Raw genomic sequence first — 25971 nt, 5'->3', positions numbered from 1 at the left:
CGTTCAGTTTTCAAAGAACTTGTCCGCCGCTTCAGAAGCGACTTCATCATATTAACATCTTCATTTTTCGATGTCAACTAAGTTTTAAAATTTCTTTTTTGTCGTTTTTCTGCGTTTCCGCATCAGCGACGTTTATTAATATACCATCATGTTTTTTAAATAACAAGTGTTTTTTATAAAAAGCACAAAAAAATTATCTATCCTACTTTTTCTATAAAAAGAACTGTTATCCTTTCTACTAAGAATAGTTATTCTGATTGTATACTACTACACTTCATTCAACCAAATTGCATTTCACAATACCTTCCCAGATTTTCATTCTCTTCTATATAAAAATTTATAATAATTATCCTTCTATAGAATAGCGATATAAATTAGCCGTAAGAAAAAATTACATCCCAATTAAATAGCCAACCACGCGCATTAATCCCTTCCTTCCCATTCAAAAATTTAATTCCCTACAAATAACAACATTCCAACGCAAATATAAACTTAAGAATATTATTAGAATTTTTTTACATTTAATTAATGAAAGATATCCATTTTTTGTTATATAGTAAGAAAGGACGTATTCAACTATAAATAAAGCAATGGAGGAATTATTTTATGGATAGGTTAACAAAGTTTTCATTAAAAAACCGCTCCGCCATTATCATCATGATTTTTCTCATTTCCATACTCGGTGTTTATTCCGGCTCTAAATTACCTATGGAATTTTTGCCAAGTATCGATAATCCAGCAATCACCGTCACAACCTTATCTCAGGGACTTGACGCTGAAACGATGACAAAAGACGTAACTGACCCTCTCGAAAAACAATTTCGTAATTTGGAACATATCGATACCATCACTTCTTCTACGCACGAGGGATTATCACGTATCGACATTGCATATACATCAAAAGCAAACATGAAAGATGCAGCACGCGAAGTCGAAAAAGCCGTCAATACAATTAAATTACCTAAAGATGTAACCAAGCCCGTAGTTAGTCAATTAAACACTTCTATGATTCCACTCGCCCAAATTACTATCCAGAAACAAAACGGTTTTTCAAAAGCAGATGAAAAACAAATTGAAAAAGAAATCGTACCACAACTCGAAAACATTGATGGTGTTGCCAACGTTATGTTTTTCGGAAAATCAACCTCTGAATTATCTATCGTACTTGATCCGAACCAATTAAAAAACAAAAACGTAACATCACAGCAGGTACTAACTGTTTTACAAGGAAAAGAAACTTCTACTCCAGCCGGGGCAATTACTGTTAATCAGGAAGAATACAACCTCCGCGTCATCGGGGACATAAAAAATGTAAATGACATTAAAAACATCACTGTGGCACCCCAAGTGAAATTACAAGACATTGCTCAAATCGAAATCAAACAACACTACGATACAATCTCACATATAAACGGCGAAGAAGGCACAGGGTTAATCATCATGAAAGAACCGAGTAAAAATGCAGTTGCCATCGGAAAAGAGATTGATAAAAAAGTTAAAGAGATAAATAAGGAATATAAAGATCAATTTTCTATTAAACTTTTGGCTTCAACCCATGAACAAGTTGAAAATGCTGTTACTAGCATGGGAAAAGAAGTAATACTTGGAGCAATCGCTGCAACTCTAATTATCTTAATCTTTTTACGTAACTTCCGAACAACACTCATCGCTGTTGTCAGTATTCCATTATCTATTTTATTAACACTCTTTTTACTACATCAATCTAACATCACACTTAACATTTTAACCCTTGGTGGTTTAGCTGTTGCGGTTGGACGTCTCGTCGATGATAGTATCGTTGTCATCGAGAATATTTTCCGCCGTTTACAAAAAGATTCTTTCTCTAAAAATATTATTCTTGATGCAACGAAAGAGGTCGCCGTCGCAATTACTTCTTCTACTTTAACAACGGTCGCTGTTTTTTTACCTATCGGCCTCGTATCAGGAGCAATCGGAAAATTAATGTTACCTATGGTATTAGCAGTTGTATATTCTATTCTATCATCCTTAATCGTTGCACTAACAGTTGTTCCACTTATGGCTTTTTTACTACTCAAAAAAACAAAGCATCGAAAGCCAAGTTCTTCATCACGATATGTTGCTACCTTAAAGTGGTCTCTTTCTCATAAATTCATTATTCTACTTACTGCATTTTTATTATTTGCAGGATCAATTGCAGCCTATATATTACTACCGAAAGCAAACATAAAATCTGAGGACGACACAATGTTATCTATTAACATGACATTTCCAGCCGATTATAATGCTGAAGCTCAAAAACAAAAAGCATTCGATTTCGAAAAGAAATTACTTTCTAATTCAGATGTAACAGACGTTATTTTACGAATGGGATCTAGCGCAGAAGATGCACAATGGGGGCAAACAACTAAAAATAACCTCGCTAGTATATTTGTAGTCTTTAAAAAAGGTTCTGATATTGATCAATATATTAAAGAGTTAAAAAAGGAAAATAAAACTTTCGAGCCTGCTGAACTGGATTATATAAAAACAAGTTATTCAAGCTCTGGCGGCGGAAACAATTTGCAATTTAACATAACAGCTACTAACGAAGGGAATTTAAAAGAGACGGCTACTATCGTCGAAACAAAACTAAAAAGCATGGATAATCTTTCTAAAGTAAAAACGAATTTAGAATACTCTAAGAAAGAATGGCAAATTCATATTGATCAAACAAAGGCTGAACAACTAGGCTTAACACCAGAAATAGCTGCGCAACAAGTAGCATTCCTTATGAAGAGATCGCCTATTGGCGAAATTACAATTAATAATGAAAAAACTACTATTATGATAGAACACAAAAAGGAAAACATAAATAAACAAGACGATATTTTAAACACAAACTTACTATCACCTATTAATGGACCAATTCCTTTAAAAGACATCGCATCTATTTCAGAAAAACAAACACAAACAGAAATTTTCCATAAAGACGGAAAAGAAACAATTCAAATTACCGCCGAAGCTTCAAATAAAGATTTAAGTAAAGTAAACACAGAAGTAAATAAAGCGATAAATGACTTAGATTTACCTAGCGGTGCAAAAGTAAATATCGCAGGAGCTACTGAATCTATGCAAGAGAATTTTACAGATTTATTTAAAATTATGGGGATCGCAATCGGGATTGTATATTTAATTATGGTTATCACCTTCGGGCAAGCACGTGCTCCTTTTGCAATCTTATTCTCCCTGCCATTAGCTGCTGTCGGTGGTATTTTAGGATTAATCATTTCACGAACACCTGTTGATGTAAATTCCTTAATCGGTGCATTAATGTTAATCGGGATTGTCGTTACAAACGCTATTGTATTAATAGAAAGGGTCCAACAAAATCGGGAACACGGACTGGAAACGAGAGAAGCCTTACTGGAAGCAGGTTCTACTAGACTACGTCCAATTATTATGACGGCTATAACAACAATCGTCGCTATGCTACCACTCTTATTCGGTCAATCGCAAGCAGGAAGTATGGTATCAAAAAGTTTAGCCGTAGTTGTCATCGGTGGTTTAGCAGTCTCAACTGTTCTTACATTAGTAGTCGTTCCAGTTATGTATGAACTATTAGATAAAATCGGAAAAAAAAGGCGCTCCCGTAGAAAAATAAGCACTTCTACAGAAACACCCGATATTTAAAACCAAAAGGCGTTATCTTCACGAATGAAGATAACGCCTTTTCTCTATCTACTCATATAATCTATCATGTTTTCCGCATACCGCTCTAGAGGTTCACTAGAATCCACAATAAGATATTCACTATTTAAAGGTTTCTTACTACCATTTAACCACTTTTTAAAACCTACTTCCGACCTCACTTTTTCAATTTGACTAATCATACGCTTACGTGTTTGCAGTCTCGCATTAATCTCTTCCATATCATTAAGATAACACTCAATATATTTATATTTCACACCATGTTTATTTGATAATTTAATCCCTTTTTCAACCATTCCCTCATATAAACATGGACTATCCAATATAACACTATGCCCTTGTTCTAAATAAGAATCAATCAATGCCCATTCAGCATCATATGCAAGTCCACCAACTATCGTTGATTCAATACCTTTCACTTCTAGTGATTTTAACAATGCTGATTTCAAAACGTCATGATCTACAATTATAGCACCTGTTAACTTCGCTATATACTTAGAAACTGTGGATTTTCCCGCCCCTGGAAAACCTGACATTTGCAGAAAAAACAAATTAAATCCACTCCCTCATTTTCACCTCTTTATCTATATAACGAATTACAAATTCAACAATCGCTATACCTTTTCCTTCTATATTAAAATGCAAAAAGAACCCTCTACTTATAAATAGAGAGTTCTCCTTTGTAACTTATGCCGCTTTTATCTTCTTCGTCGTTTTACTTTTTCTTTTCGTTCCTGTAAAGCGCTTATGCAATACAGATGCTATCAAGCGTGAAATGACATTGAATAGTAATACCATAATAATTAATACAGCTGCAGATTTTGTCGCAATCAACTTCGCATCTGGAATAAACCCTTCAGAATTTAACTTCCAAATATGAACTGCTAACGTTTCAGCTGGTCTAAACGGATTTAAAGGATGCGCAGGACTCGAGAAGTCCGCTGCTGAATTTAAAATCGGAGATGTTAAACCCGCTGTGTAAATTAATGCTGCCGCTTCCCCAAATATACGACCCGCCGCTAAAATAATCCCTGTAATAATTTGCGGTAATGACGATGGGATAATAATACGAACGATTGTTTGCCACTTTGTTGCACCTAATCCAAGACTTGCCTCTTTTACATTATGAGGCACTTCTGAAATAGCATTTTCACAAACACGTGTTAAACCTGGTAAGTTTAAAATAGTTAAAGCAAGAGCACCACCCATTACTGTGTATCCCCAGCCTGTCATTGTAACGAACACTAACAAACCAAATAAACCAACAACAATAGATGGTAAAGACGCCATTGTCTCAATGCATAAACGAACAAAATTTAAAAAGCGCCCTTGTTTTGCATACTCTGCTAAATATATTCCAGCACCTAGTCCAAGAGGAATAGATATAATAAGCGTTATAACAAGCATGTAGAATGAATTGAATAACTGCGGACCAATCCCACCACCAGCTCTTGTATTACTTGGTTCTCCAAACAAGAAATTAGGATCCCAAAAACCCCATCCCTTTTGTAAAATTTCAAACACTAAGAACACTAGCATAGCTACGACCAAAGCCGCAACCGCATAAAAGATACCCGTCCAAACTTTATTTACCGTTCTTGCATTCATTATTATCGCTCACCTCTTTGCCCAATCGCTCGAATTACTAAAATAAACAGGAATGAAATAACAAGTAAAATCATCGCTAAAGTCCATAGCGCATTATTCCAAGCAGTTCCGTTCAATGTATTTGTCATGTCCATTGTCAAAATACCAGTTAACGTTGCTGTCGGACTATATATTCCTTCTGGTAATTTAATCGTATTCCCGATTACCATTTGAACGGCTAGCGCTTCACCAAAAGCTCGCGCTAAACCTAAAACAACACCTGTTAAAATTCCTTTTTTCGCAGCAGGAACAATCACTCGGCTAATTGCTTGCCATTTCGTTGATCCTAGGCCATAAGAAGCTTCTAAATAATCAAATGGAACAGAGCGTATTGCATCAGAAGCGATACTAGCAATAGTAGGTAAAATCATAATACTTAATACAACGATACCCGCAATTAAACTAAAGCCCACTCCCCCGAACGAATCACGTAATAACGGAACTAAAATCGTAACCCCTAATAATCCGTATACTACTGACGGAATACCGACTAATAATTCTAAAACAGGCTTCAATACTTTATTTCCAAACTTCGGCGAAATTAAATTCATGAATATAGCCAGAGCTATAGCAATTGGTGCACTAATAATAACCGCACCTAACGAAACCACTGTTGAACCTACAATAAAAATTAAAGCCCCAAAAGATCCTTGATCAGCATTTGGATTCCATTTTGTCGATGTTAACATCTCAGTAAACGAGATACCACTTTGTGTAAAAGATTGAATTCCTTTGCCACAAATAAACGCAATAATAGCTAATGTAATTAAAACAATAAAAATACCACAAAACGTAACAAGTGATCTTCCTATATATTCACTTTTCACGTAATTAATTTGTTTTTTCCCCTTCATCACAGGACAGACCCCACTTCACAGATTGAAATGAACAGGACTGGCCTTGCAGCCAGCCCCATAAATTTGATTACTTATTTAATTTAGACATTGGAATGTAGCCCATATCTTCTACTTGCTTTTCAAAGTCTTTACCTTTTACATAATCGATGTAAGCTTTTGTTGCTTCTTTCGCTTCACCTTTTGTTACCATATACTCGTAAGACCAGAATGGATATTTACCAGACGCAATGTTTTCAACTTTTGGATCAGCACCATCAATTTTCACTGTTTGCAGTGCACCTTTTTTATCACCCACCATGTAAGACATTGCTAAATAGCTTACTGAACCTGGAGTAGAATTGATAGCTTGCTCTACTGCACCGTTAGAATCTTGTGTTGTTCCAGTTCCATCATTGATTTTTGCGTCTTTCATAATTGTTTTTTCGAATGTAGCACGTGTACCAGATGAAGCTGGACGATTAATTACGTTGATTTTTTCATCTTTTCCGCCTACTTCTTTCCAGTTTGTTACTTTTCCAGTGAAGATATCTTGTACTTGTTGCACTGTTAAGTTATCAACTTTTACATCTTTATTTACAACAAGAGCGAATGCAATACCCGCTACCTTGTTATCTACTAATTCTTTCGCCTTTTCAGCATCTTTTATTTTATCTCCGGACGGAACATCTGAATTACCAATTTGCACTGCACCAGATGCTACTTGGTTAATCCCAGTTCCACTACCGCCACCTTGAACTTGAATAGAAACTTTTGAATTTTTCTCCATGAATTTCTTTCCAGCTTCCTCCGCAAGAGGTAGAAGAGCTGTAGAACCAGCTGCTGCAATCGTACCCGATAATTCTTGTTTTGTATTATCGCTTCCTTTAGCAGTTTCTTTACTAGTTGTATCTTCTGCTTTTCCACACCCAACTAATGCTCCTGCTACCACTAAAGCTGCTAAAGAGAATTTAATACCTTTTTTCATAACCATGTCTTGTACCCCCATTTGGATTATCACTTTTCGAATTCATTTTCTTTCGAACACAAATTCATTGTAGGACAACAATATTATGTGAGTGTTAAGCAATTTTTAATTTTAAGTAAATGACGATAATAACCCTTAAAATCTATGAATCCCAACATTTGCAGTTAAAGAATCCAACAAAAACCACACTAACTATGCTGTAATGTAAATTTATTCTTAACAATGTAAATTCAATGTAAATGTTTTTCTCTCTTTTTCCCTTTTAGTTAAAGTTATATTTACAATTCCGCTGTATTTTGTAACTTTTACACGCCTAATTTATGCACATTAAAAAGAATTTCAGTAATATTTTTTAGTACAACTAAATAAATTGGAACAATTCTAAAATTAAATGAATATTTTTAAAGTACTAATTGACAGCATCATCCAATGTAGTCTACTATATTACTAACAAAAAGTTTACCTAAGGAAACTTTTTAAACTAACACTAACAATATAGAGAAGAGGTAACTTTTATGGTATCGGCTAATACTAAACCCCTTTCCGATTTTAAAACAGGGGAATTTGTACAAATTGAGAAGATACAATTAGAAGGAACTATGAAACGACGTTTATTAGATTTGGGATTTATCCCTGGGGCAACGATTAAAGTATTGCAACGCAGTCCACTTGGAGATCCGGTCGCCTATCAAGTGAGCAACACAACTATTGCACTGCGAAAAGAAGAAAGTTCCCTTATTTTCGGGGTATTAATAGGAGATGATTTCAGATGAGCAAACATCGTATTGCTTTAGCTGGCAACCCGAATACCGGGAAAAGTACATTATTTAATACTTTGACAGGTTTAAAACAACATACTGGAAATTGGACAGGAAAAACTGTTTTAAAAGCTGAAGGAGAATATGAACATAACGGAAGTACTTATACATTAATAGATTTACCTGGAACTTACTCACTATACTCAAATTCCGCGGACGAAGAAGTGGCGAGGGATTATATTATATTTGAAAAACCAGAAGTAACTGTAGTTGTCATAGACGCAACTGCTATGGAAAGAAATTTAAATTTAGCACTCCAAGTGATGGAAATGACAAACAATGTAGTCATTTGCATTAACTTAATTGATGAAGCCGAGAAAAAAGGTATTGTTATTGATGAAAAAAAATTAGCAAAATCACTTGGTGTACCTGTAGTTAAAATTTCAGCACGTAACCGAGTAGGCATTGGTCATTTACTAAATGTTATTGCAAAAGTAGCAAATAAAAAACTAATTCCAACACCAATTAAAATTACTTACAGCGAAAAAATTGAAAATATGATTCAAGAATTAGAACCACAAATTTATAAGGTGTTCGGTGATACGTATCCAGCACGTTGGATTGCGTTACGTATATTGGATGGAGATAAAAATTTCTTAACTACACTTCAAAAACACCATAATGAACCACTTGTAAGGGAGGTCGTAATTAATGGAATCTCACTCAGCCAGTAAAGCTCTTCCATTAGACTATATTATTCAACATGCACAAACACTTTCAAAAGAAGATATACGAGATGATATAGTCGGAGATATTTATCGAACATCTGCAAGCATATGTAAAGAATCCGTCCAATATACAAATACTGATAAATTATATCGTTCCGAAAAACTAGATAAAATTTTCACATCTCCAATCTGGGGATTCCCAATTATGCTCGGTATTTTATCTATTATTTTTTATCTTACAATCGCAGGTGCTAACGTACCATCTGATATGATTGCCGAATTCTTCGGATGGGCCGAAGGATATTTAACATCTTGGTTCCAAGCAGCGCATGCACCTGAATGGTTACATGGCATTTTAATACTTGGTTTATTCCGTGGTATCGGTGCTGTTATTAGCGTTATGTTACCACCTATGGCAATCTTTTTCCCTATGTTCGCGCTATTAGAAAACTACGGATACTTACCACGTGTCGCGTTTAATATGGACCGCTTATTCAAACGATCCGGCGCACACGGGAAACAATCTTTAACAATGGCAATGGGATTTGGTTGTAATGCAGCAGCCATTATGTCAACACGTATCATTGAATCACCACGTGAACGTATGCTAGCAATTTTAACGAACAACTTCGTTCCTTGTAACGGTCGCTGGCCTATGTTAATTTTAATGGCTTCACTATTTATGGCTGCTGGTTATACAGGCAGTATGCAAACATTGGTTACTGCTGGCGTTGTAGTTGGAATGGTTGTAATTGGTGTTATTATGACATTAACTGTTTCTTGGGTACTATCAAAAACAGCCTTAAAAGGGGTTCCAACTCACTACACACTTGAGTTACCTCCGTACCGCAAGCCAAAAGTTTGGAATACAATTGTTCGCGCAACACTCGATAAATCAATCTATGTTTTAAAACGAGCTATAGTTGTTGCTGCCCCTGCGGCTGCATTAACTTGGTTACTTGCTAACATTTTTATCGGTGACACAAGCTTACTTATGTATTTTGTAAACTTCCTAGATCCATTTGCTAAAATGTTAGGACTTGACGGGTTTATTCTAGCTGCATTCATTCTTGGACTACCCGCTAATGAAATTGTAATCCCAATTTTATTAATGTCTTACTTATCAACTGGGGCTTTAACTGAAATAGATGATTTTAATCAAATTAAAAATCTATTCCTAGAAAATGGTTGGACTTGGTTAACAGCGTTAAACACAATGTTGTTCTCACTTCTTCATTTCCCGTGTGGAACAACATTGGTTAACATATATAAAGAAACAAAAAGTGCAAAATGGACATTCTTATCGTTTGCAATCCCTACCGTTATCGCCATTGTTGTTACATTCCTCTCTACACAATTGGTACATTGGTTAGGGCTTGTATAAAGCAAAGCATACATAGAAGGTATCCCCCTTCACGTTTGCTTTGCACGAAAGAAACCTGAAAATCATTCAGGTTTCTTTTTTTGTACATCAGTATTCCACGGCTGTGCTCCATACGTTGTGAGTTTTTTATGAATAAAATATATAGCTCCTGGAAGAACTGCCATTAATATCGTGCAACTAATCCCTAAACCCGTAAACAACTTACATCACCTTATTTCACTTTCTTCGGTAAAGCTGAACCTGAATGTTCAATTGTCGGATCAACATGAACATTAATTTCAGCATTACTAAAATAATTCTGACCTTGATCCCAATTCTTACTAATTTTTTTCCACTCTTTATAATTATGCCTCTTATATACCTCTCCTAATTCCAATACATCTACCTTATATTTTTTTTGAACAAGTTGTATAGACTTTTCAATACGCTTCGTCATTTCCTTTGAAATCTCTTTCTTTAAAAGCTTTTCACTCATCACTTGTTTCGGTTCATTAAAATGCAACTCAGCTAATATGCCTTCTGTGGACAAATGAATATCAAATTTCGGTTTTGTAGCATTTTCAGTAGACACCTGGATCTTTCGGCGCAACTTATGAATTTCATATGTAATAAGCTGATTCTTTTTACGAACAGTAAAGAAACCTCCAATTTTTTTACCTATTATATAGTTCATTCCTAATGTTTGTTCTCCACTCAAAATTCCAACGCACTTATTATCCTTTCCACGAACCAATGCCGCTCCTTCCATTTGCACCCCTTGTTTTGTTAGCCCTAAAAGAGGTAATGCAAAACTTCGATTTGCAATCATTTTCCCCTGCACTTCACCAATTCTCGCCGCCTCAATCATTTGAGCGTTTTTCGGAGGATGTTCAGCTAACATATCAATATACTGCGCCGGTAAATTTTCAGGTTTTGCACTCTGTTTTAAAATAGATTCTGCATTTTTCTTTGAAACAAACAAACGAATATTTCTTCTCATTTCATGATCACGAATATATACATCTAACGTATTTTGCAAAACATACGGATTCGCCAGTAATTCTTCCGAAAAAATAATCACTTGTATATGTGGAAAAAATAATGTTCGACTAATTTTTTTAGCAATAATTCGGATTTGCTCAAAGACACTATCTGCTTTTGCACTCACATTAATATAATTTTCACTATCTCCATCCCCCTGTCCACCTTGTTGTGCTAACTTACTGGGAAGTACCATCTGATACGTCCCTTTTATAATCGGATTTGTTTTCTTTTTCTTCACAATATCGTAAGCTGCGCCTACTACAAATCCTCTTTCTTCTATTTCTTCTAGTTCAGAACACCCACTTATAAATCCAGCTAAAATCATAACCATTATAATTTTAAGAAGGTTTTTCATTTCTACCATTCCTTCTTTTTATTTTATATACAATAAAAACTAACAAAGGAGCTAACACGACAAACCCCATATCTATCCAGGCTAAATACGTTCCGTAACTTGATAACGTATCTAAATTGCCAGGAAGCATATTCAGCATAAAAATTATAGGCGCGCTTCCGAAAATAAAAATATGTTTCTTCACTTTCGGAAACATGGCACAAAACAATAAAGATGCGACGTCATAGTACATTGCTGTAGTATTATAAATAGTAATAATCCAAGTCGTAAAAAAAATCGCATCAAACCTTTCTAAAAAACCTCCACCAATCTCAATTTCTTTCCCTAATTCAATCGTTGGATATGTCAATCCACGAGTTGTCATATACGTAAAAACACTAATACAAGTTACATAAATTAAAATGTATGAGAGCACATTTACTATCACGGCTTTTGCAACTGCCATTGGTGCCTTTTTCGCTGTCTTATCATTCAATAACACAGCATAAAACAGAGCTACCTCAAATCCAATAAATGTGAATATAGAATTTTTAACCCCAACAGCGTATTGACTTACTTCCGTTTGAAAAGCTGGAAATAAATTGTTTATTTCCATTAAATTTATATTTAATAAAGAAAGAAGCATTATCGCAATTAAAACAATAGGTAAAAATAGAACATTTAACCTTAATAAGGCTGCTCTTGATCCTGCTATTCCGTAAATAACAACTAGTAAGAAGAAGAAAGACAGTAGTTGTATCGGTGTCTCACTAAATAAATACGTTTGAGAAATAATTGAAATCATTCGCGATTCATATGCTGTCAAAGCAGCAAACGTTAATACTAAAATACTACTAATTGTGTATGCAACAGGCTTTGTCAAATGTGCACTTGTATATTGAACAAAGTTTTGTTTCGGAAATAAGATAGCTACCCTCGTTACAAACCAGCCTAAAACTGCACATACCAATCCACCCAAAAGTAAAATAATCCAACCGTCCGAAAATAAAGTTTGGTTAGCGATATCTCTTGGCATAGACAATGCCCCTATGCCAATGATGGTCGACGATACTGCAAACCCAATTTCCCGAGATCCAATCTCTTCATCGCCATACTCAAATGGTTTCAATTATTTTCGCTCCTTTGGACGTATTGTAGAATCTTTCGTTTGTAAATATTCTGGTCGATCTTTCAACATTGATTTTGGCATGCGAATAAACTCTTCTTTCCAATCTTTATAAAATGCAGGAGCAATTGGAGTTGTATACGGTACACCAACACTTGTTAAATTTGTAATATGAACAGCAAGCGCAATAAGAGCTAGAATGATTCCATACAACCCAAAAGCAGTTGCTGCTAACACAAAGACGAAAAGTAAAATACGAAACGTGATCGTAATGCTATATACAGGGAGAGAAAAGGTAGCGATAGCTGTAACCGCAATAATGATAACTAAAAACGGATTTACAATTCCTGCGTTCACCGCTGCTTCTCCAATTACAAGACCACCTACAATCCCAATTGTTTGCCCCATCGGTTTCGGCAACCTAATTCCTGCTTCTCGTATTAGCTCCATCGTTAATGCCATCATTAACGTTTCAATATATGCAGGAAACGGAACCCCTTCTCTTGCTCCAGCAATTGAATAAGCCAATTTAGAAGGAATAAGTCCTTGATGATATGAGACGAGCGCTACATACATCGCTGGCATTAAAATCGCAATTATACCAGAACCCATCCGCAAAATTCTTAATAAAGTCCCAATTACCCAACGCTCATAATGATCTTCCACAGATTGAAAAATATCAACAAATACTAATGGCGCAATGAGAGCAAACGGTGATCCATCCACTAAAATAGCCGCCTTACCTTTCATTAATGAGGCCACAATATTATCAGGCCTTTCTGTGTTCAAAAATTGTGGAAACGGTGACAAATTATTATCTTGAATTAATTGCTCAATCGTTCCCGTCTCAAAAACGACATCTGTCACTATTGATTGAAGACGCCGATCTAACTCTTTTACAATGTAAGGATTAATAACGTCTTCTACATATACTAAAGTTACTTCTTTTTGGGATCTCTTCCCTATAATATAAGATTGAAATCTCAGCTTTGGGTCACGTAAACTACGTCGGATTAACATTTTATTCACATTAATATCTTCATTTAATCCGATCCTCGGTCCACGTATTAAATCTTCAGTTACTGGTGGTTCTAAACTTCTTTTTTCCCAAGCCCTACTATTAATAACGATAGCAGTTTGAATATTATCAATTAATATAACTGTATCTCCCGCTAAAATCGCATTCATAATGTCTGGAAACTTCGTCTTTACACCCACTTCTGCGATAGAAATAAAACGATCCAATAACGTTTGAACAACGGCTTCCTCACTTGGAATTTCTTCGTATTGCAGCGTACGAACGACATATTTATAAACATTATCCTTGTCTGTTAATCCACATAAAAACACAACCGCACAACGTGTAAAACTCCCAGCAAGAGCAACTTCTCTAATTGTTAAATCATTAGGTGAACCTAACTCATCCCTAATTTCTTTCATAACTTCAAATAAGTTACCTTCAAGCTCTAACAATTTCCCCACCTAACTTCCTTTTCAACAAGTTTTTAGTTAGATTCCGCTAATAGAAGAAAATATATACAAAAAAGAGCTATCTCTTTTCAAAGATAGCTCTAATAAACGAATTACTTTTCTACTATTATGCTGTTTTTCTTTATAGATACACTTTTTGTAAATCCACTAACTACAAACATCACAATCATATTAATTAACAATGCGACTATACCTACATTTAAATCTTTTATAGACTGCGGAAAACTCGGAAACATCGTAGCTATATTAGAGCCCGATAAAGTGATATATGCAACAACTAATAACCCCATTCCCATTCCTGCAATCGCTCCTTGCTTCGTAATAACCTGGCGTGGAAACAAACTACAAACAAGTGCAGGGAAAAGTTGTGTAACGATACTGTATCCCATTAACAGAAGGGCTCCTATTGTTTCTCCTCCTTTAAATGTAAATAAAACTGCTACGAGCGTTACTACAGGTACAAATAACTTTGCAGCTTTAGCAACTTGTCTATCTGAAGCAGATGGAACCATCGTTCGATAAATATTTTTCGCTAACAGTGTAGAAGCCGCCATAACAAGCATAGAGCCTGGAACTAACGCCGTTAATACTCCCGCACTACCAATAATTCCAATAAACCAAGGATCAAAAGTTTGTAAAGCAAGACGGAATAACGAAAGATCCACATCCGCTCCCTTTAACCCAGGAACTTGCAATATAGCAGCAAACCCTGCAAAAAATACGAAAAGTAACACTAAAGAATACAATGGCATAATTGCTGCATTTTTACGAAATACTTTTTCATTTTTTGCAGAAAAAGCAGAAGCAAATGTATGAGGCCACATATAAAAACCTAGGGCCGTTAATATAATAGTAGAAACAAACCAAGAAATACTCATTCCTTCTTCAGGTAAAGATAAAAATCCCGGCTTCGCTGCTTCTACAGCCTCAAACATAGGCTGAAATCCTCCATAATAATGATACGGTAAATATATACCTAAAAACATAACGATAAACAGTATCATAATATCCTTCAAAGCAGCCGTCCAAGCCGAACCGTGTATACCTGAAACCATTACATATATAGTTATAACAATAGCACCAATCCATACTGCAACAACAGGTGACACCCTTCCGTAAGAAGCTTCTGAAACGATAATCCCCAGTCCCTTTAACTGTAAAACAAGATATGGGATGATGGAAACAACACCAACAACTGAAACAATAAGTCCAAGCGCTTTACTTCTATATTTCTTCGCAAAAAAATCCGACTGCGAAACAAGGTTATGCTCTTTCGCATACTTCCAAATTGGTGGTAATAAAAAATACGATAAAAGATAAGCTAAAGCACCATATCCCAAAATATAAAAGGTAGGCGCTCCTTTACTATACGCCCAGCCGCTTCCCCCTAAAAATGTAAATGTCGTATAAATCTCACCTGCCATCAGGAGAAAAACAAAAATAGTGCCAAATCCTCTTCCCCCAACTGACCATTGCTCTAAATTCATATCTTTTCCATGTTGTGCCCGAATCCCTAAAAATAGTGCGAGAAACAAAAATAAAATAATAATAAGTAATGCAGTCATTTTACATCCTCCTTATTAGCAGGATCAAACACGTACACAAGCCCCATACAAAGAGATGTAATAAACACTGATAATAATACCCAAAATAATAAAAATGGCATCCCTAATACGTAAGGAGTAACTGAATTCGCAAATATTGGCCCAACTACTAAACAAAGTACTGGAATAAGCGCTAAGATGTGTATTTTCTTCATCTCATTCTCCTTTACTTATAAAATTCATAATGGCTGATACAAAGACTTCCACTCCAATCGGTAATGCATCTTCATCAATTGTAAAACGAGGATGATGATGAGGATATATAATACCTTTCTCTTTATTTCCCGCTCCGATAAAAAAGAATGTCCCTGGTGCCTTTTGTAAAAACGCTGAAAAATCTTCTCCAGCCATCGTCGGCTGCAAACGAACAACTCTATCTCTTCCATAAAGTTGTAATGCCGTTTGTTCAATAAGCTCTGTAACTTCATAATTATTTACAACTGGTCGATATCCATATTCATAAGAAAACGTATATTTCGCTCCGTAAGATTCCGTAATATGCTTCACAATCCGCTCAATCTTCTTCTCTGTTTCACCTCGTAACTCATGTCTTAAACTTCTCACTGTCCCTTCAATCTCCGCTTGCTCTGGTATTACATTATGAGTTGTCCCCGCATGAAATTGAGTAACGGATATTACGAGAGAATCTAATGGATTCGTGAGGCGAGATACAATTTGCTGAAGTTGCGAAACGACTTGTGTACCGATTGCGATACTATCCACCGTTTCATGAGGGATTCCAGCATGTCCACCTTTTCCCTCTATCCTAATTTTAAAAACATCCGGTGCAGCCATTGCAGGACCATAAATAACGCCTATTTTCCCAACCTCTAACGACGCCCAAAGGTGAGCACCAATGATATAATCCACACCTTCCATTACACCTGCCGCAATCATCTCCTCTGCACCACCAGGAAAATTTTCTTCAGCATGTTGGAATAGAAAACGAATCTCCCCTTTAATCTTCTCTCTTGCTTCTACTAACTTATATACAACCCCAAGTAATATCGCTATATGTCCATCATGACCACACGCATGCATCACACCTTTATATGTAGAAATAAAATCAAACTCATTTTCTTCATGAATAGGAAGAGCATCCATATCGGCTCGAACCGCAACTGTTTTGCCCGGCTGTTTACCTACTAACTTTGCCATCACACTATATTTAGTCGGCCGTGACACTTCTAAATATGGGCATTTCCGAAGTATATCGAACACAAACTGCGATGTTTTTTCTTCTTGAAAAGATAACTCTGGATACTTATGAAAATGCCTTCTCCACTCAACTAACTGATTTTTTGACAAAACAAGTTCCTTTGCAACATCCATACCCCTTCACTCCTTCTTCACCAAGTTAAATGTTATTATAACGTGAATTGTTAACTTTTAAAAGAATCTTCTGAATTTTCAAATATGATAAACCAAAAAGAAAAAGCCATCCAAAAGATGACTTTTTCTTTATTATAAAATAGTAATCGCTTGTTTTCCCATTTGCTCCCAAGCTTTCTCAAATTCTGCTCGTGGAACAGCCAAACGTGGATTATTTTTCAGAGGATCATTTACATATACAAAGTTTTGATCATATCCAATTACTACTGCACTATGCTCATAATATGTAATTTTCACTTCGCCTGAACTCGTATTCCATGTTTCAAAACTACTTTCAGCTAGCGGCTTAAACGTCGTATTAATAATGACCCATACCGGGGAGCCAGAACTAATTACTTTATATATATCTTGCATGTCTCTACCTGTTAAATTAATTACTTTTTCAGGAACATATTTTTCTGCTAAATCAAAGATTGGTTTATTGTATACACCATATCCAGGCTTTGCCTTTGTATAAATATTTCCTACAAACCCCTCGTAAGGATTTCCACGCAAACCATTTTGTTCAAATGGAACACGATAAATTTCGCTAGCAAGTTGCATCTTATCTACTTGTACACCTTTATATTGCAGCAACATAGCTAAACTTGTCACTTCACATCCTCGAGGTAATTCTGGTAATTGTTTAATAAACGGAACATCTTCAATCATAGCTGCTTCTTTCATTTCAGATAGAAACTCTAAGCGTAAAACTTGCGCCTTTTGCATGATTTTATCTTTCCCTATAAAAAATGCAGCAGCAAGTATAATACCAAAAACAAAAAGATATTTTAACTTTTTCATTATAAACAAAACTCCATTAATTATTATTTTACAGACACAACTCTTATCATTGTACCCTTCTTCTTACTAGTTTACTAGAAAGATCATGTGAATTATCGCTCATAGAATTAATTATAAAAATTCTAATTATTTTTAATAAAAAGAAAAATAAATATACATTTCCAAAATTTTTTGCTAAAATCAAAATTGTTAACATGGTGAAGATATCACCATGTTAACAAACATTCTTAGAGTATTTAGTCATAGTTCATTTTTTACATACTCCATTCATTTCATAGCAAATAAACCGAGTGTGTGTTGCATCCCCCACTAATGATTAAAAACTCAGAATAAAATGAAGTTCACACATTCAAGAAAATACGGGGTGAGGGGCATATGAATCAACAAATTGAACAAACAAATTTAAAACGAACAATGAAAAGTAGACACCTATTTATGATTGCACTCGGTGGTGTTATCGGAACCGGGCTATTTATGGGATCTGGTCAAATCGTCCATAATGCCGGACCTGGTGGCGCTATTCTTGCATTTTTAGTCGGTGGATTTGTTATGTATTTAACGATGTTATGTCTTGGTGAATTATCTGTTGCTATGCCAGAAGCAGGTTCATTCCAAAGCTATGCAAGCAAATTCATTTCACCTGGTTTTGGATTTGTTGTCGGTTGGATGTATTGGTTAAATTGGGCTGTTACAGTTGGCGTAGAGTTAACAACTGTAAGTATTTTAATGAAACGCTGGTTTCCAGACGTTTCTTCATGGATTTGGTGCGTTACATTTGCAGCAGCGCTCTTCCTCGTAAACGCTTTATCAGCAAAAGCATATGCAGAAGCAGAGTTTTGGTTCGCAAGTGTAAAAGTTGCAACAATTGTTATTTTCATCGTACTTGGTGGCGCTGTTATGTTCGGTTTACTAGACTTTAACGGAAAGCCAGCTCCGATGCTTCATAATTTCACTGAAAATGGCGGGCTATTTCCAAACGGTGCATTAGCTGTTCTTCTTACGATGATTACAGTAAATTACTCCTTCCAAGGAACAGAATTAATCGGAATCGCTTCAGGAGAAAGTGAAAATCCTGAAAAAACAATTCCAAAAGCGATCAAAAATACAATTTGGCGAACTCTCTTCTTCTTCGTCTTAGCGATATCAGTTGTTGTAGGTTTACTCCCATGGCAAGAGGCTAATCTAGTCGAAAGTCCGTTTGTACTTGTTTTTGATGTAGCCGGTGTCCCATATGCAGCAGACATTATGAACTTTGTTATTATTACAGCTGTATTATCCGTTGCTAACTCTGGTCTATACGCAAATTCTCGTATGCTGTGGGCGATGGCAAAACAAGGAATGGCAAGCCCAGCATTTACGAAATTAACTAAAAAAGGTGTACCGCTAAATGCATTAATTTTCAGTCTGATTTTTGCTAGCCTTTCCTTATTAACAAGTGTATTTGCGGCAGATACTGTCTTTCTAGTTTTAACATCTATTGCAGCAATGGCTGCCGTTGTCGTTTGGATGTCAATTGCCGCTTCACAGTTTTTCTTCCGTAGAAATTTCGTAAAAAATGGTGGCGACATAAATGATTTAAAATATCGTACACCGCTCTATCCGCTAGTTCCAATCGTGGCGTTCTTACTCAATTTCATTACATTTGTTAGTTTGGCTTTCATTCCAGATCAAAGAATTGCTCTTTATTGTGGCATTCCATTTATGATTATTTGTTACATTTTATACCAATTTAAATATAAAAAAATTGTCACACTTGAACAGCCACGAACTATCACACAAAAAATAAACTAAATATACAAAATATTCAGCTATCTTTCTTATGATAAGATAGCTTTTTTCTATTTCTTGGATATCCTGGTATAACTTTATTTATCTTAAAATTTTCACAATCACGTTTTTCTCTGGAAAATAGTTTACAATGTAATCAAGTTACAAATGATATTCACCTTAAAAAGTGTGCATTTGTGTCTATTTTTTAACAATATATCAAAAACTATTGCCTTCTATAAATTAATAGGTTTATATTGTTTTATTGGCATAGTTTCAATCCAAGGAGAAAGGAGATTTTCAATCGTGCAACTAAAGAAAGCGTTTTGGAAGTTGGCTTCGCTTCTTCCGTTATCATTACTTCTGTTCCTCGGTGGCTGTGATAAAAAACTCGCAGTATTAAATCCGCAAGGACCTGTTGCAAAAGCACAGTATGATTTAATTGTTTGGTCATTCTTGCTTATGTCATTAATTATCGCAATTGTATTCATTCTGTTTACAGTCATCTTGATTCGTTATCGTGAAAAACCAGAGAATATGGACTATGAGCCACCTGAACAACACGGTAACACATTACTAGAAATTATTTGGACGCTTGTTCCTGTTATTATCGTTATCGCATTATCGATTCCAACAGTAAAAGCAACTTATGCTTCGGAAGAGGTTCCGAAAGAGTCCAAACATATTAAACCAGTTGAAATTTATGTTACATCTGCAAACTGGAAATGGTTATTCAGTTACCCAGAGGAAAAAATTGAAACCGTTAACTATTTAAATATCCCAGCTGGTGTACCAATTCAATTCAAACTGACTTCTGTCGGCCCAATGAATGCTTTCTGGGTACCAGAACTTGGTGGTATGAAGTACACAATGGATGGCATGATTATGGATCTTTATTTACAAGCTGATAAGCCAGGTTCTTACCTAGGCCGTAGTGCGAACTTCTCTGGTGAAGGATTCACACACATGGAGTTCGAAGTTGAAGCAAAAACTAAAGAGAAATATGACAAGTGGGTTAAAGAAGTACAAGAAAAGGCTGATAAGTTAACCGAAGAGAAGTACAACGAAATTATTAAACCTGGTGTAGTTGGACGCATGACGTTCTCTAGTCACCACTTAAGTTATGTAGATCCAAAATCACTTGAATATTGTGATTACAACTACTACAAAAACAAAAAATAATAGCTATTATTCCAACAGATTGGAGTGAACACAGTGAAGCTTGATGAATTCTTTGTCACAGGTGACCCGATTATTTACGGTGCAGACGCTTCTATCGTTCTTGTGACATTAGCAATCATTTTCGTACTAACAAAGTATAAAAAATGGAAATGGCTTTGGGACGAATGGTTGACAACTGTTGACCATAAAAAAATCGGAGCCATGTATATTATTTCTGCGGTTATCATGTTATTCCGCGGTGGTATGGATGGTTTAATGATCCGTGCACAGTTAACATTCCCAGAAACAACTTATTTAAACGCTGAACACTATAACGGAATCTTTACAACGCATGGTACAGTAATGATTCTTTTCATGGCAATGCCATTCGTTATGGGATTAATGAACCTTGTAGTACCATTACAAATTGGTGCTCGTGACGTTGCATATCCGTTCTTAAATGCTTTAAGTTTCTGGTTATTCTTTGTCGGAGCAATGTTATTCAACATCGCTTTCGTAATCGGTGGTTCTCCAGACGCTGGGTGGACTTCTTACTTCCCAATGGCAGGTACAGAGTTTACTTCAGGCGTAGGAAATAACTACTACGCAATTGCATTACAGATTTCAGGTCTCGGTACGCTAATGACCGGTATTAACTTCCTTGTTACTATCTTAAAAATGCGTACACCTGGTATGACTTTAATGAGAATGCCAATGTTTACTTGGTCAATCTTAATTACAACAATTATCATTATTTTCGCTTTCCCAGTATTAACAGTTGCTCTTGCATTAATGACATTTGACCGTCTATTCGATGCTCACTTCTTTACGATGGCGAGCGGCGGTATGCCGATGTTATGGGCCAACCTGTTCTGGGTATGGGGTCACCCTGAAGTATATATCGTTATTTTACCGGCATTCGGTATTTTCTCTGAAATCATTAGTACATTCTCACGTAAGCGTCTATTCGGTTACAGTGCGATGGTATACTCAATGGTTGCAATTTCTTTACTAAGTTTCGTCGTATGGCTTCACCACTTCTTCACGATGGGTGCAGGTCCAGCGGTTAACTCATTCTTCTCGATTTCGACAATGGCGATTTCGATTCCAACCGGGGTTAAGATCTTTAACTGGTTGTTTACACTGTATAAAGGACGTATTCGTTTTACAGTTCCAATGCTTTGGTCATTGGCATTTATTCCAAACTTCGTAGTCGGTGGGGTTACAGGGGTTATGCTTGGAATGGCAGCAGCTGATTATCAATACCATAACAGCTACTTCCTAATTGCTCACTTCCACTACGTATTAATCGCAGGTACAGTATTCGCTATGCTTGCTGGATTCACATTCTGGTATCCAAAAATGACTGGTCATATGTTAAATGAACGCCTAGGTAAATGGACATTCTGGATCTTTATGAGCGGATTTAACATCTGTTTCTTCCCAATGTACTTCTTAGGTTTAGACGGTATGACTCGTCGTATGTACACTTACTCTGAAAGTCTTGGATGGGGATGGCTAAACCAAATCGCATCTGTTGGTGCGGTAATGATGGGTATTGGCTTCCTACTTCTTTGCTACAACGTAATTTGGAGTGCACGTCACGGTGAACGTGACACAACTGGAGATCCATGGGATGGTCGTACACTTGAATGGGCAACTCAATCTCCTGTACAACATTACAACTTCGCAAAGCTTCCTGAAATTAAAGAAGCTGATGCTTTCTGGTACATGAAAAAACGCGGAGAAACAGTTACACCAGCAGCAGAAGATATCAAACCAATTCACATGCCAAGTAACTCTGGTGTGCCTATTATTGCGTCTTTATTCTTCGGTCTTGCAGGTTTCGCATTAGTATTTAGCTGGTTCTGGCTTGCAGCAATCGGTGGTATTGGTATTTTAGCTTGCTTAATCTATCGTTCATTCGATTATGACGATGGTTACTACGTAAGTGTTGATGAAATTAAAGAAACAGAACATATAGCATGAGAGGTGAAATGACATGGCGGCTTTAGATAAAAGCTTACCTTTGGAATATCAATCCGAACAAAGCAGATTGAATATCCTAGGATTCTGGATTTTTCTTGGGGCTGAAATTATGCTGTTCGCAACACTTTTCGCCTCTTATCTAGTCCTTGCTGGTCGTACGGCAGATGGCCCAACTCCAGCGCAACTGTTTGAACTTAAAACGCTTTTAATTCAAACATTACTACTTTTAACAAGTAGTTTCACATGTGGTATCGTAATTCACGAAATGCGTAAGCACAACCAAAAAGCGATGCTTGGATGGTTCGTCCTTACATTACTTTTAGGTGCAGGTTTCCTATTCTTCGAGATTGAAGAGTTCATTATGTATATTGGTGAAGGCGCAACAATTCAAACAAGTGCTTTCCTATCTGCATTCTTCGTTCTTCTTGGAACGCATGGAGCCCACGTAACAGGCGGTATCATTTGGGCAATTTGTGTTATTATCCAAATTTTAAAACGAGGTCTAACACCAGTTACAGCTCGTAAAGTATTCATTATCAGCTTATACTGGCATTTCCTTGACCTTGTTTGGGTCTTCATTTACACACTAGTTTACTTGAACGGGATGGTGGCGTAAATGGCTCAAAACAACAATCAAGCAAATGGGCATGCGCATAGCGGATTCCCTTGGTCACACGTTTTCGGATTTATTTTATCGCTTGCATTAACGTTTCTAGCGTTATACGTGGCACTTTACACAACATTGCCACTTTCAACAGTCTTAACAACTATTATCATCATGGCTGTTGCGCAAGCATTGTTACAATTAATTATGTTCATGCATTTAAAAGAAGGAGAAGGAAGAGTTCAAATTCTTACAATGATATACAGTTTCTTCGTTGCAACTGCAACAGTTGGTTTAACTGTATGGATCTTCTTCTCAATGTAATGTACATGAAAAAGACTGCTGAGATTCCTCAGCAGTCTTTTTTTATCCCCTCCCCTATTACATCCACATTACGGAATTAACAACAGAATCATGAAAAATATACTTATTATGACAAATGTTAAGAAAAGTCTTTCTTTATGAAATCGAATCCATATGCGTTGCTTTTCTACCTATTATATGGCTAAATAGGTACTATATTTATTTGAAGGGAGAGAACGCAATGGAACATCATACTTCTGTTCTATCACTTATGGTTGTCGTTGCAATCGCGTTTTTCGTTCCCCTTTTGTTACAACGCTTTAAATTAAAAGCACTTCCTGTTGTCGTTGCAGAAATTATTGCAGGAATCTTTGTAGGTAAAAGTGGGTTTAATATTATTGAGCCAGATATATGGCTTCAAGTTTTATCAACATTAGGATTTATCTTCCTCATGTTCTTAAGCGGTTTAGAAATTGATTTTTCTATCTTTAAACAAAAAGGGAAAAAAAATACGACAAACGAGCCAAATACATTTCAAGCAGCAAGCATTATCTTCTTATTTATTTTCATCTTATCTTATGCCCTATCATTACTATTCGTATGGCTAGGATTCGTAGATAATGCAATGTTCATGACTTTAATTATTTCAACTATTTCTTTAGGGGTTGTTGTACCAACATTAAAAGAGAACAACCTAGGAAAAACTGCAATCGGACAAATCATTTTATTAGTTGCTGTTATTGCAGACTTAGTTACAATGATTTTACTCGCTGTTTTCGTCGGATTAAATTCCGAAAGCGGCCAAAGTATGTGGCTCTTACTTCTTCTATTCGGTGCCGGTATTGTCATTTACTTTATTGCAAAACGCTTTAAAAACATTCCATACTTAGATAGTTTAAAAGCTGGTAGTGTACAAATTGATACACGGGCTGTTTTTGCACTCATTTTAATCTTAGTTGGTTTATCGGAATCTGTTGGAGCAGAAAATATTTTAGGTGCCTTCTTAGCAGGCGTACTTGTATCGTTATTATCACCAAATGAAGATATGGTTGAAAAACTTGATTCCATCGGCTATGGTTTCTTCATCCCTATTTTCTTCGTAATGGTTGGTGTAAATCTAGAGGTATGGTCTATTTTTAAAGAGCCTTCTAGCATGCTAATGATCCCAATCTTAATTGTAGGACTCTTTATTTCAAAACTCTTACCATCACTCGTCTTACGAAAATGGTATCCACGTAATATCGTACTTGGAAGTGCAATTTTATTAACATCGACACTTTCTTTAGTTATTGCGGCTGCACAAATTGGTGAAAAACTGGGGATTATCAGTCCAAGTTTATCTGCCTCTCTTATTTTAAGCGCAGTTATTACTTGTATTTTTGCACCTATATTATTTAAAAAAATGTTCCCAAAAGTAGAAACACCAAAACCAAAAGTAGCTATTATTGGCGCGAGCAGAATTACCCTTCCGTTATCACTAGATTTAAAACGAGAAGATTATGACGTAACGCTATATATGATGCGTCAAAACAAAATAAATGATGAAGAAGCGAAATCACATGACTTTCCTATCGTGAAATTAGATGACATCACAATTGCATCATTAACTGAACAAACAGCATTTGATGCAGATCGCGTCGTTGTTGCAACAAGCGATGATGAACAAAACTTATTATTGGCAGAACATGCAAAAGAGCTAGGTGTTGAACATGTTATTGCAAGTGTAGAAGATCCACTTCTACAAGAAAAAGCAACGCAAGAACATATCGCTGTATTCTCAACAATTAACTCTACACGTATTTTATTACGTGCACTTATTGATAAACCTAGTCTCGTTCGCTTAATTACAACAGCAAACGAAACAGTACGCGAAGTTGAACTGCGCAGCAATAAATATAACGGCATTGCGCTTCGCCGCCTCCCGTTTTTAGGTGATGTACTTGTCATTCAAATCTACCGCGTTAATAAAGCATTAATACCACATGGTGATACAAGACTACAACACGGTGATACATTACTTGTAACAGGTTCGAAAGAGCATATCGATACACTAAAAAACATATTAGAGTAAAAAAATGCCCCCCACATAATTGAGGGGCATTTTTTAATTTTTATATGGTAAAATGTTACTATCACATATTATGAGGATGGATTACATTATGTCTATTGTAACTTTAGCTCTCTTATTATTAGCAGAAGTACTCGTCGCCATTATTCTCATCGGTGTTAGCATTGAAATTTGCAGCTATGGTTGGAAAAAATCAAATGGAGTTAAATACTCATGCCTTTTTCTTTCACTCCTTCTAGGAACCGCTAGTATACTCGGCCTTCTCGCTGCACCTGCATACTTCTTTATACAACTTATAGAAAAAGGTTTATAAGAAAGG

The 25971-nt window shown here is 36.0% G+C and carries 23 protein-coding genes; 11 read left to right on the top strand and 12 right to left on the bottom strand.

Annotated elements, in window-relative coordinates; genetic code table 11:
- Positions 1-606: 606 nt before the first annotated feature.
- Positions 607-3651, top strand: coding sequence for an efflux RND transporter permease subunit (locus tag DN403_RS16880; RefSeq protein WP_000375600.1), 3045 nt, complete (start codon positions 607-609; stop codon positions 3649-3651).
- A gap of 44 nt (positions 3652-3695) precedes the next feature.
- Here the strand turns inward: DN403_RS16880 and DN403_RS16875 are convergent, their stop codons facing one another.
- From DN403_RS16875 to DN403_RS16860, 4 genes are all read right to left on the bottom strand, one after another.
- Positions 3696-4220, bottom strand: coding sequence for a P-loop nucleotide/nucleoside kinase family protein (locus tag DN403_RS16875; protein ID WP_000465748.1), 525 nt, complete (start codon positions 4218-4220; stop codon positions 3696-3698).
- Positions 4221-4356: 136 nt separating this feature from the next.
- The gene (gene pstA, locus DN403_RS16870; RefSeq protein WP_000994151.1) at positions 4357-5277 is read right to left on the bottom strand and encodes a phosphate ABC transporter permease PstA; all 921 of its coding nucleotides are present in this window, start codon (positions 5275-5277) and stop codon (positions 4357-4359) included.
- A 2-nt stretch (positions 5278-5279) separates the two neighbouring features.
- Positions 5280-6170 (bottom strand): phosphate ABC transporter permease subunit PstC, encoded by an 891-nt coding sequence (gene pstC / locus DN403_RS16865; RefSeq protein WP_000676676.1) that lies wholly within the window; start codon positions 6168-6170, stop codon positions 5280-5282.
- A 70-nt stretch (positions 6171-6240) separates the two neighbouring features.
- Complete coding sequence (locus DN403_RS16860) at positions 6241-7143, bottom strand: phosphate ABC transporter substrate-binding protein PstS family protein (RefSeq protein ID WP_000245111.1); 903 nt, start codon at positions 7141-7143, stop codon at positions 6241-6243.
- A 509-nt stretch (positions 7144-7652) separates the two neighbouring features.
- Here DN403_RS16860 and DN403_RS16855 point away from each other — a divergent pair.
- The 3 genes from DN403_RS16855 to DN403_RS16845 are packed head-to-tail and all read left to right on the top strand — an operon-like array spanning position 7653 to position 10007.
- Entirely contained in the window at positions 7653-7910 is a 258-nt protein-coding gene (locus DN403_RS16855) for a FeoA family protein (RefSeq protein ID WP_000252988.1), read from the top strand.
- On the top strand, positions 7907-8629 hold the full coding sequence (locus DN403_RS16850) for a FeoB small GTPase domain-containing protein (RefSeq protein WP_000033873.1): 723 nt from the start codon (positions 7907-7909) through the stop codon (positions 8627-8629). Before DN403_RS16855 ends, DN403_RS16850 begins: the two co-directional genes overlap by 4 nt.
- Complete coding sequence (locus tag DN403_RS16845; RefSeq protein WP_000443602.1) at positions 8607-10007, top strand: nucleoside recognition domain-containing protein; 1401 nt, start codon at positions 8607-8609, stop codon at positions 10005-10007. The genes DN403_RS16850 and DN403_RS16845 overlap by 23 nt, the downstream gene beginning before the upstream one ends.
- Before the next feature lie 62 nt (positions 10008-10069).
- Here DN403_RS16845 and DN403_RS31205 read toward each other — a convergent pair whose 3' ends face one another.
- The 8 genes from DN403_RS31205 to DN403_RS16810 form a co-directional block, all read right to left on the bottom strand.
- A complete protein-coding gene (locus tag DN403_RS31205; RefSeq protein WP_000493991.1) occupies positions 10070-10207 on the bottom strand; it encodes a hypothetical protein in 138 nt (45 codons plus the stop codon).
- An 11-nt stretch (positions 10208-10218) separates the two neighbouring features.
- Positions 10219-11385: a spore germination protein GerLC gene (gene gerLC / locus DN403_RS16840; protein ID WP_042597170.1), complete on the bottom strand. Its 1167-nt coding sequence runs from the start codon at positions 11383-11385 to the stop codon at positions 10219-10221.
- Entirely contained in the window at positions 11369-12493 is a 1125-nt protein-coding gene (gene gerLB, locus DN403_RS16835; RefSeq protein WP_000802021.1) for a spore germination protein GerLB, read from the bottom strand. Before gerLB ends, gerLC begins: the two co-directional genes overlap by 17 nt.
- A complete protein-coding gene (gerLA, locus tag DN403_RS16830) occupies positions 12494-13972 on the bottom strand; it encodes a spore germination protein GerLA (RefSeq protein WP_003276720.1) in 1479 nt (492 codons plus the stop codon).
- A 101-nt stretch (positions 13973-14073) separates the two neighbouring features.
- Positions 14074-15546: a sodium:solute symporter family protein gene (locus tag DN403_RS16825; protein ID WP_000125940.1), complete on the bottom strand. Its 1473-nt coding sequence runs from the start codon at positions 15544-15546 to the stop codon at positions 14074-14076.
- Complete coding sequence (locus DN403_RS16820) at positions 15543-15740, bottom strand: DUF3311 domain-containing protein (protein WP_000719836.1); 198 nt, start codon at positions 15738-15740, stop codon at positions 15543-15545. Before DN403_RS16820 ends, DN403_RS16825 begins: the two co-directional genes overlap by 4 nt.
- Before the next feature lies 1 nt (position 15741).
- Positions 15742-16917 carry an amidohydrolase gene (locus tag DN403_RS16815; RefSeq protein WP_000382122.1) on the bottom strand — a complete coding sequence of 392 codons (1176 nt, stop codon included), beginning with the start codon at positions 16915-16917 and terminating at the stop codon, positions 15742-15744.
- Positions 16918-17049: 132 nt separating this feature from the next.
- On the bottom strand, positions 17050-17760 hold the full coding sequence (locus tag DN403_RS16810) for a C39 family peptidase (protein ID WP_000734492.1): 711 nt from the start codon (positions 17758-17760) through the stop codon (positions 17050-17052).
- 375 nt (positions 17761-18135) lie between these two features.
- Here DN403_RS16810 and DN403_RS16805 point away from each other — a divergent pair, with 375 nt between their 5' ends.
- The 7 genes from DN403_RS16805 (at position 18136) to DN403_RS16775 (ending at position 25965) form a co-directional block, all read left to right on the top strand.
- Positions 18136-19551, top strand: a complete 1416-nt coding sequence (locus DN403_RS16805) for an amino acid permease (RefSeq protein ID WP_001075766.1) — start codon at positions 18136-18138, stop codon at positions 19549-19551.
- A 282-nt stretch (positions 19552-19833) separates the two neighbouring features.
- The gene (locus DN403_RS16800) at positions 19834-20709 is read left to right on the top strand and encodes a cytochrome aa3 quinol oxidase subunit II (protein ID WP_001176164.1); all 876 of its coding nucleotides are present in this window, start codon (positions 19834-19836) and stop codon (positions 20707-20709) included.
- A 33-nt stretch (positions 20710-20742) separates the two neighbouring features.
- Positions 20743-22677: a cytochrome aa3 quinol oxidase subunit I gene (gene qoxB, locus DN403_RS16795; RefSeq protein ID WP_000762373.1), complete on the top strand. Its 1935-nt coding sequence runs from the start codon at positions 20743-20745 to the stop codon at positions 22675-22677.
- A gap of 13 nt (positions 22678-22690) precedes the next feature.
- On the top strand, positions 22691-23293 hold the full coding sequence (gene qoxC, locus DN403_RS16790; protein WP_000729316.1) for a cytochrome aa3 quinol oxidase subunit III: 603 nt from the start codon (positions 22691-22693) through the stop codon (positions 23291-23293).
- A complete protein-coding gene (gene qoxD, locus DN403_RS16785; RefSeq protein WP_000068425.1) occupies positions 23294-23605 on the top strand; it encodes a cytochrome aa3 quinol oxidase subunit IV in 312 nt (103 codons plus the stop codon).
- Positions 23606-23825: 220 nt separating this feature from the next.
- Positions 23826-25655: a monovalent cation:proton antiporter family protein gene (locus DN403_RS16780; protein WP_000399964.1), complete on the top strand. Its 1830-nt coding sequence runs from the start codon at positions 23826-23828 to the stop codon at positions 25653-25655.
- 52 nt (positions 25656-25707) lie between these two features.
- Positions 25708-25965 (top strand): DUF4022 family protein, encoded by a 258-nt coding sequence (locus DN403_RS16775; RefSeq protein ID WP_003260542.1) that lies wholly within the window; start codon positions 25708-25710, stop codon positions 25963-25965.
- The last annotated feature ends 6 nt before the right edge of the window (positions 25966-25971 follow it).

The organism is Bacillus sp. AY2-1 (assembly GCF_008368965.1).
GTDB lineage: Bacteria > Bacillota > Bacilli > Bacillales > Bacillaceae_G > Bacillus_A > Bacillus_A thuringiensis_S.
Note: the sequence above shows the minus strand (reverse complement) of the source record. Positions and strands in the feature narration are given on the sequence as shown.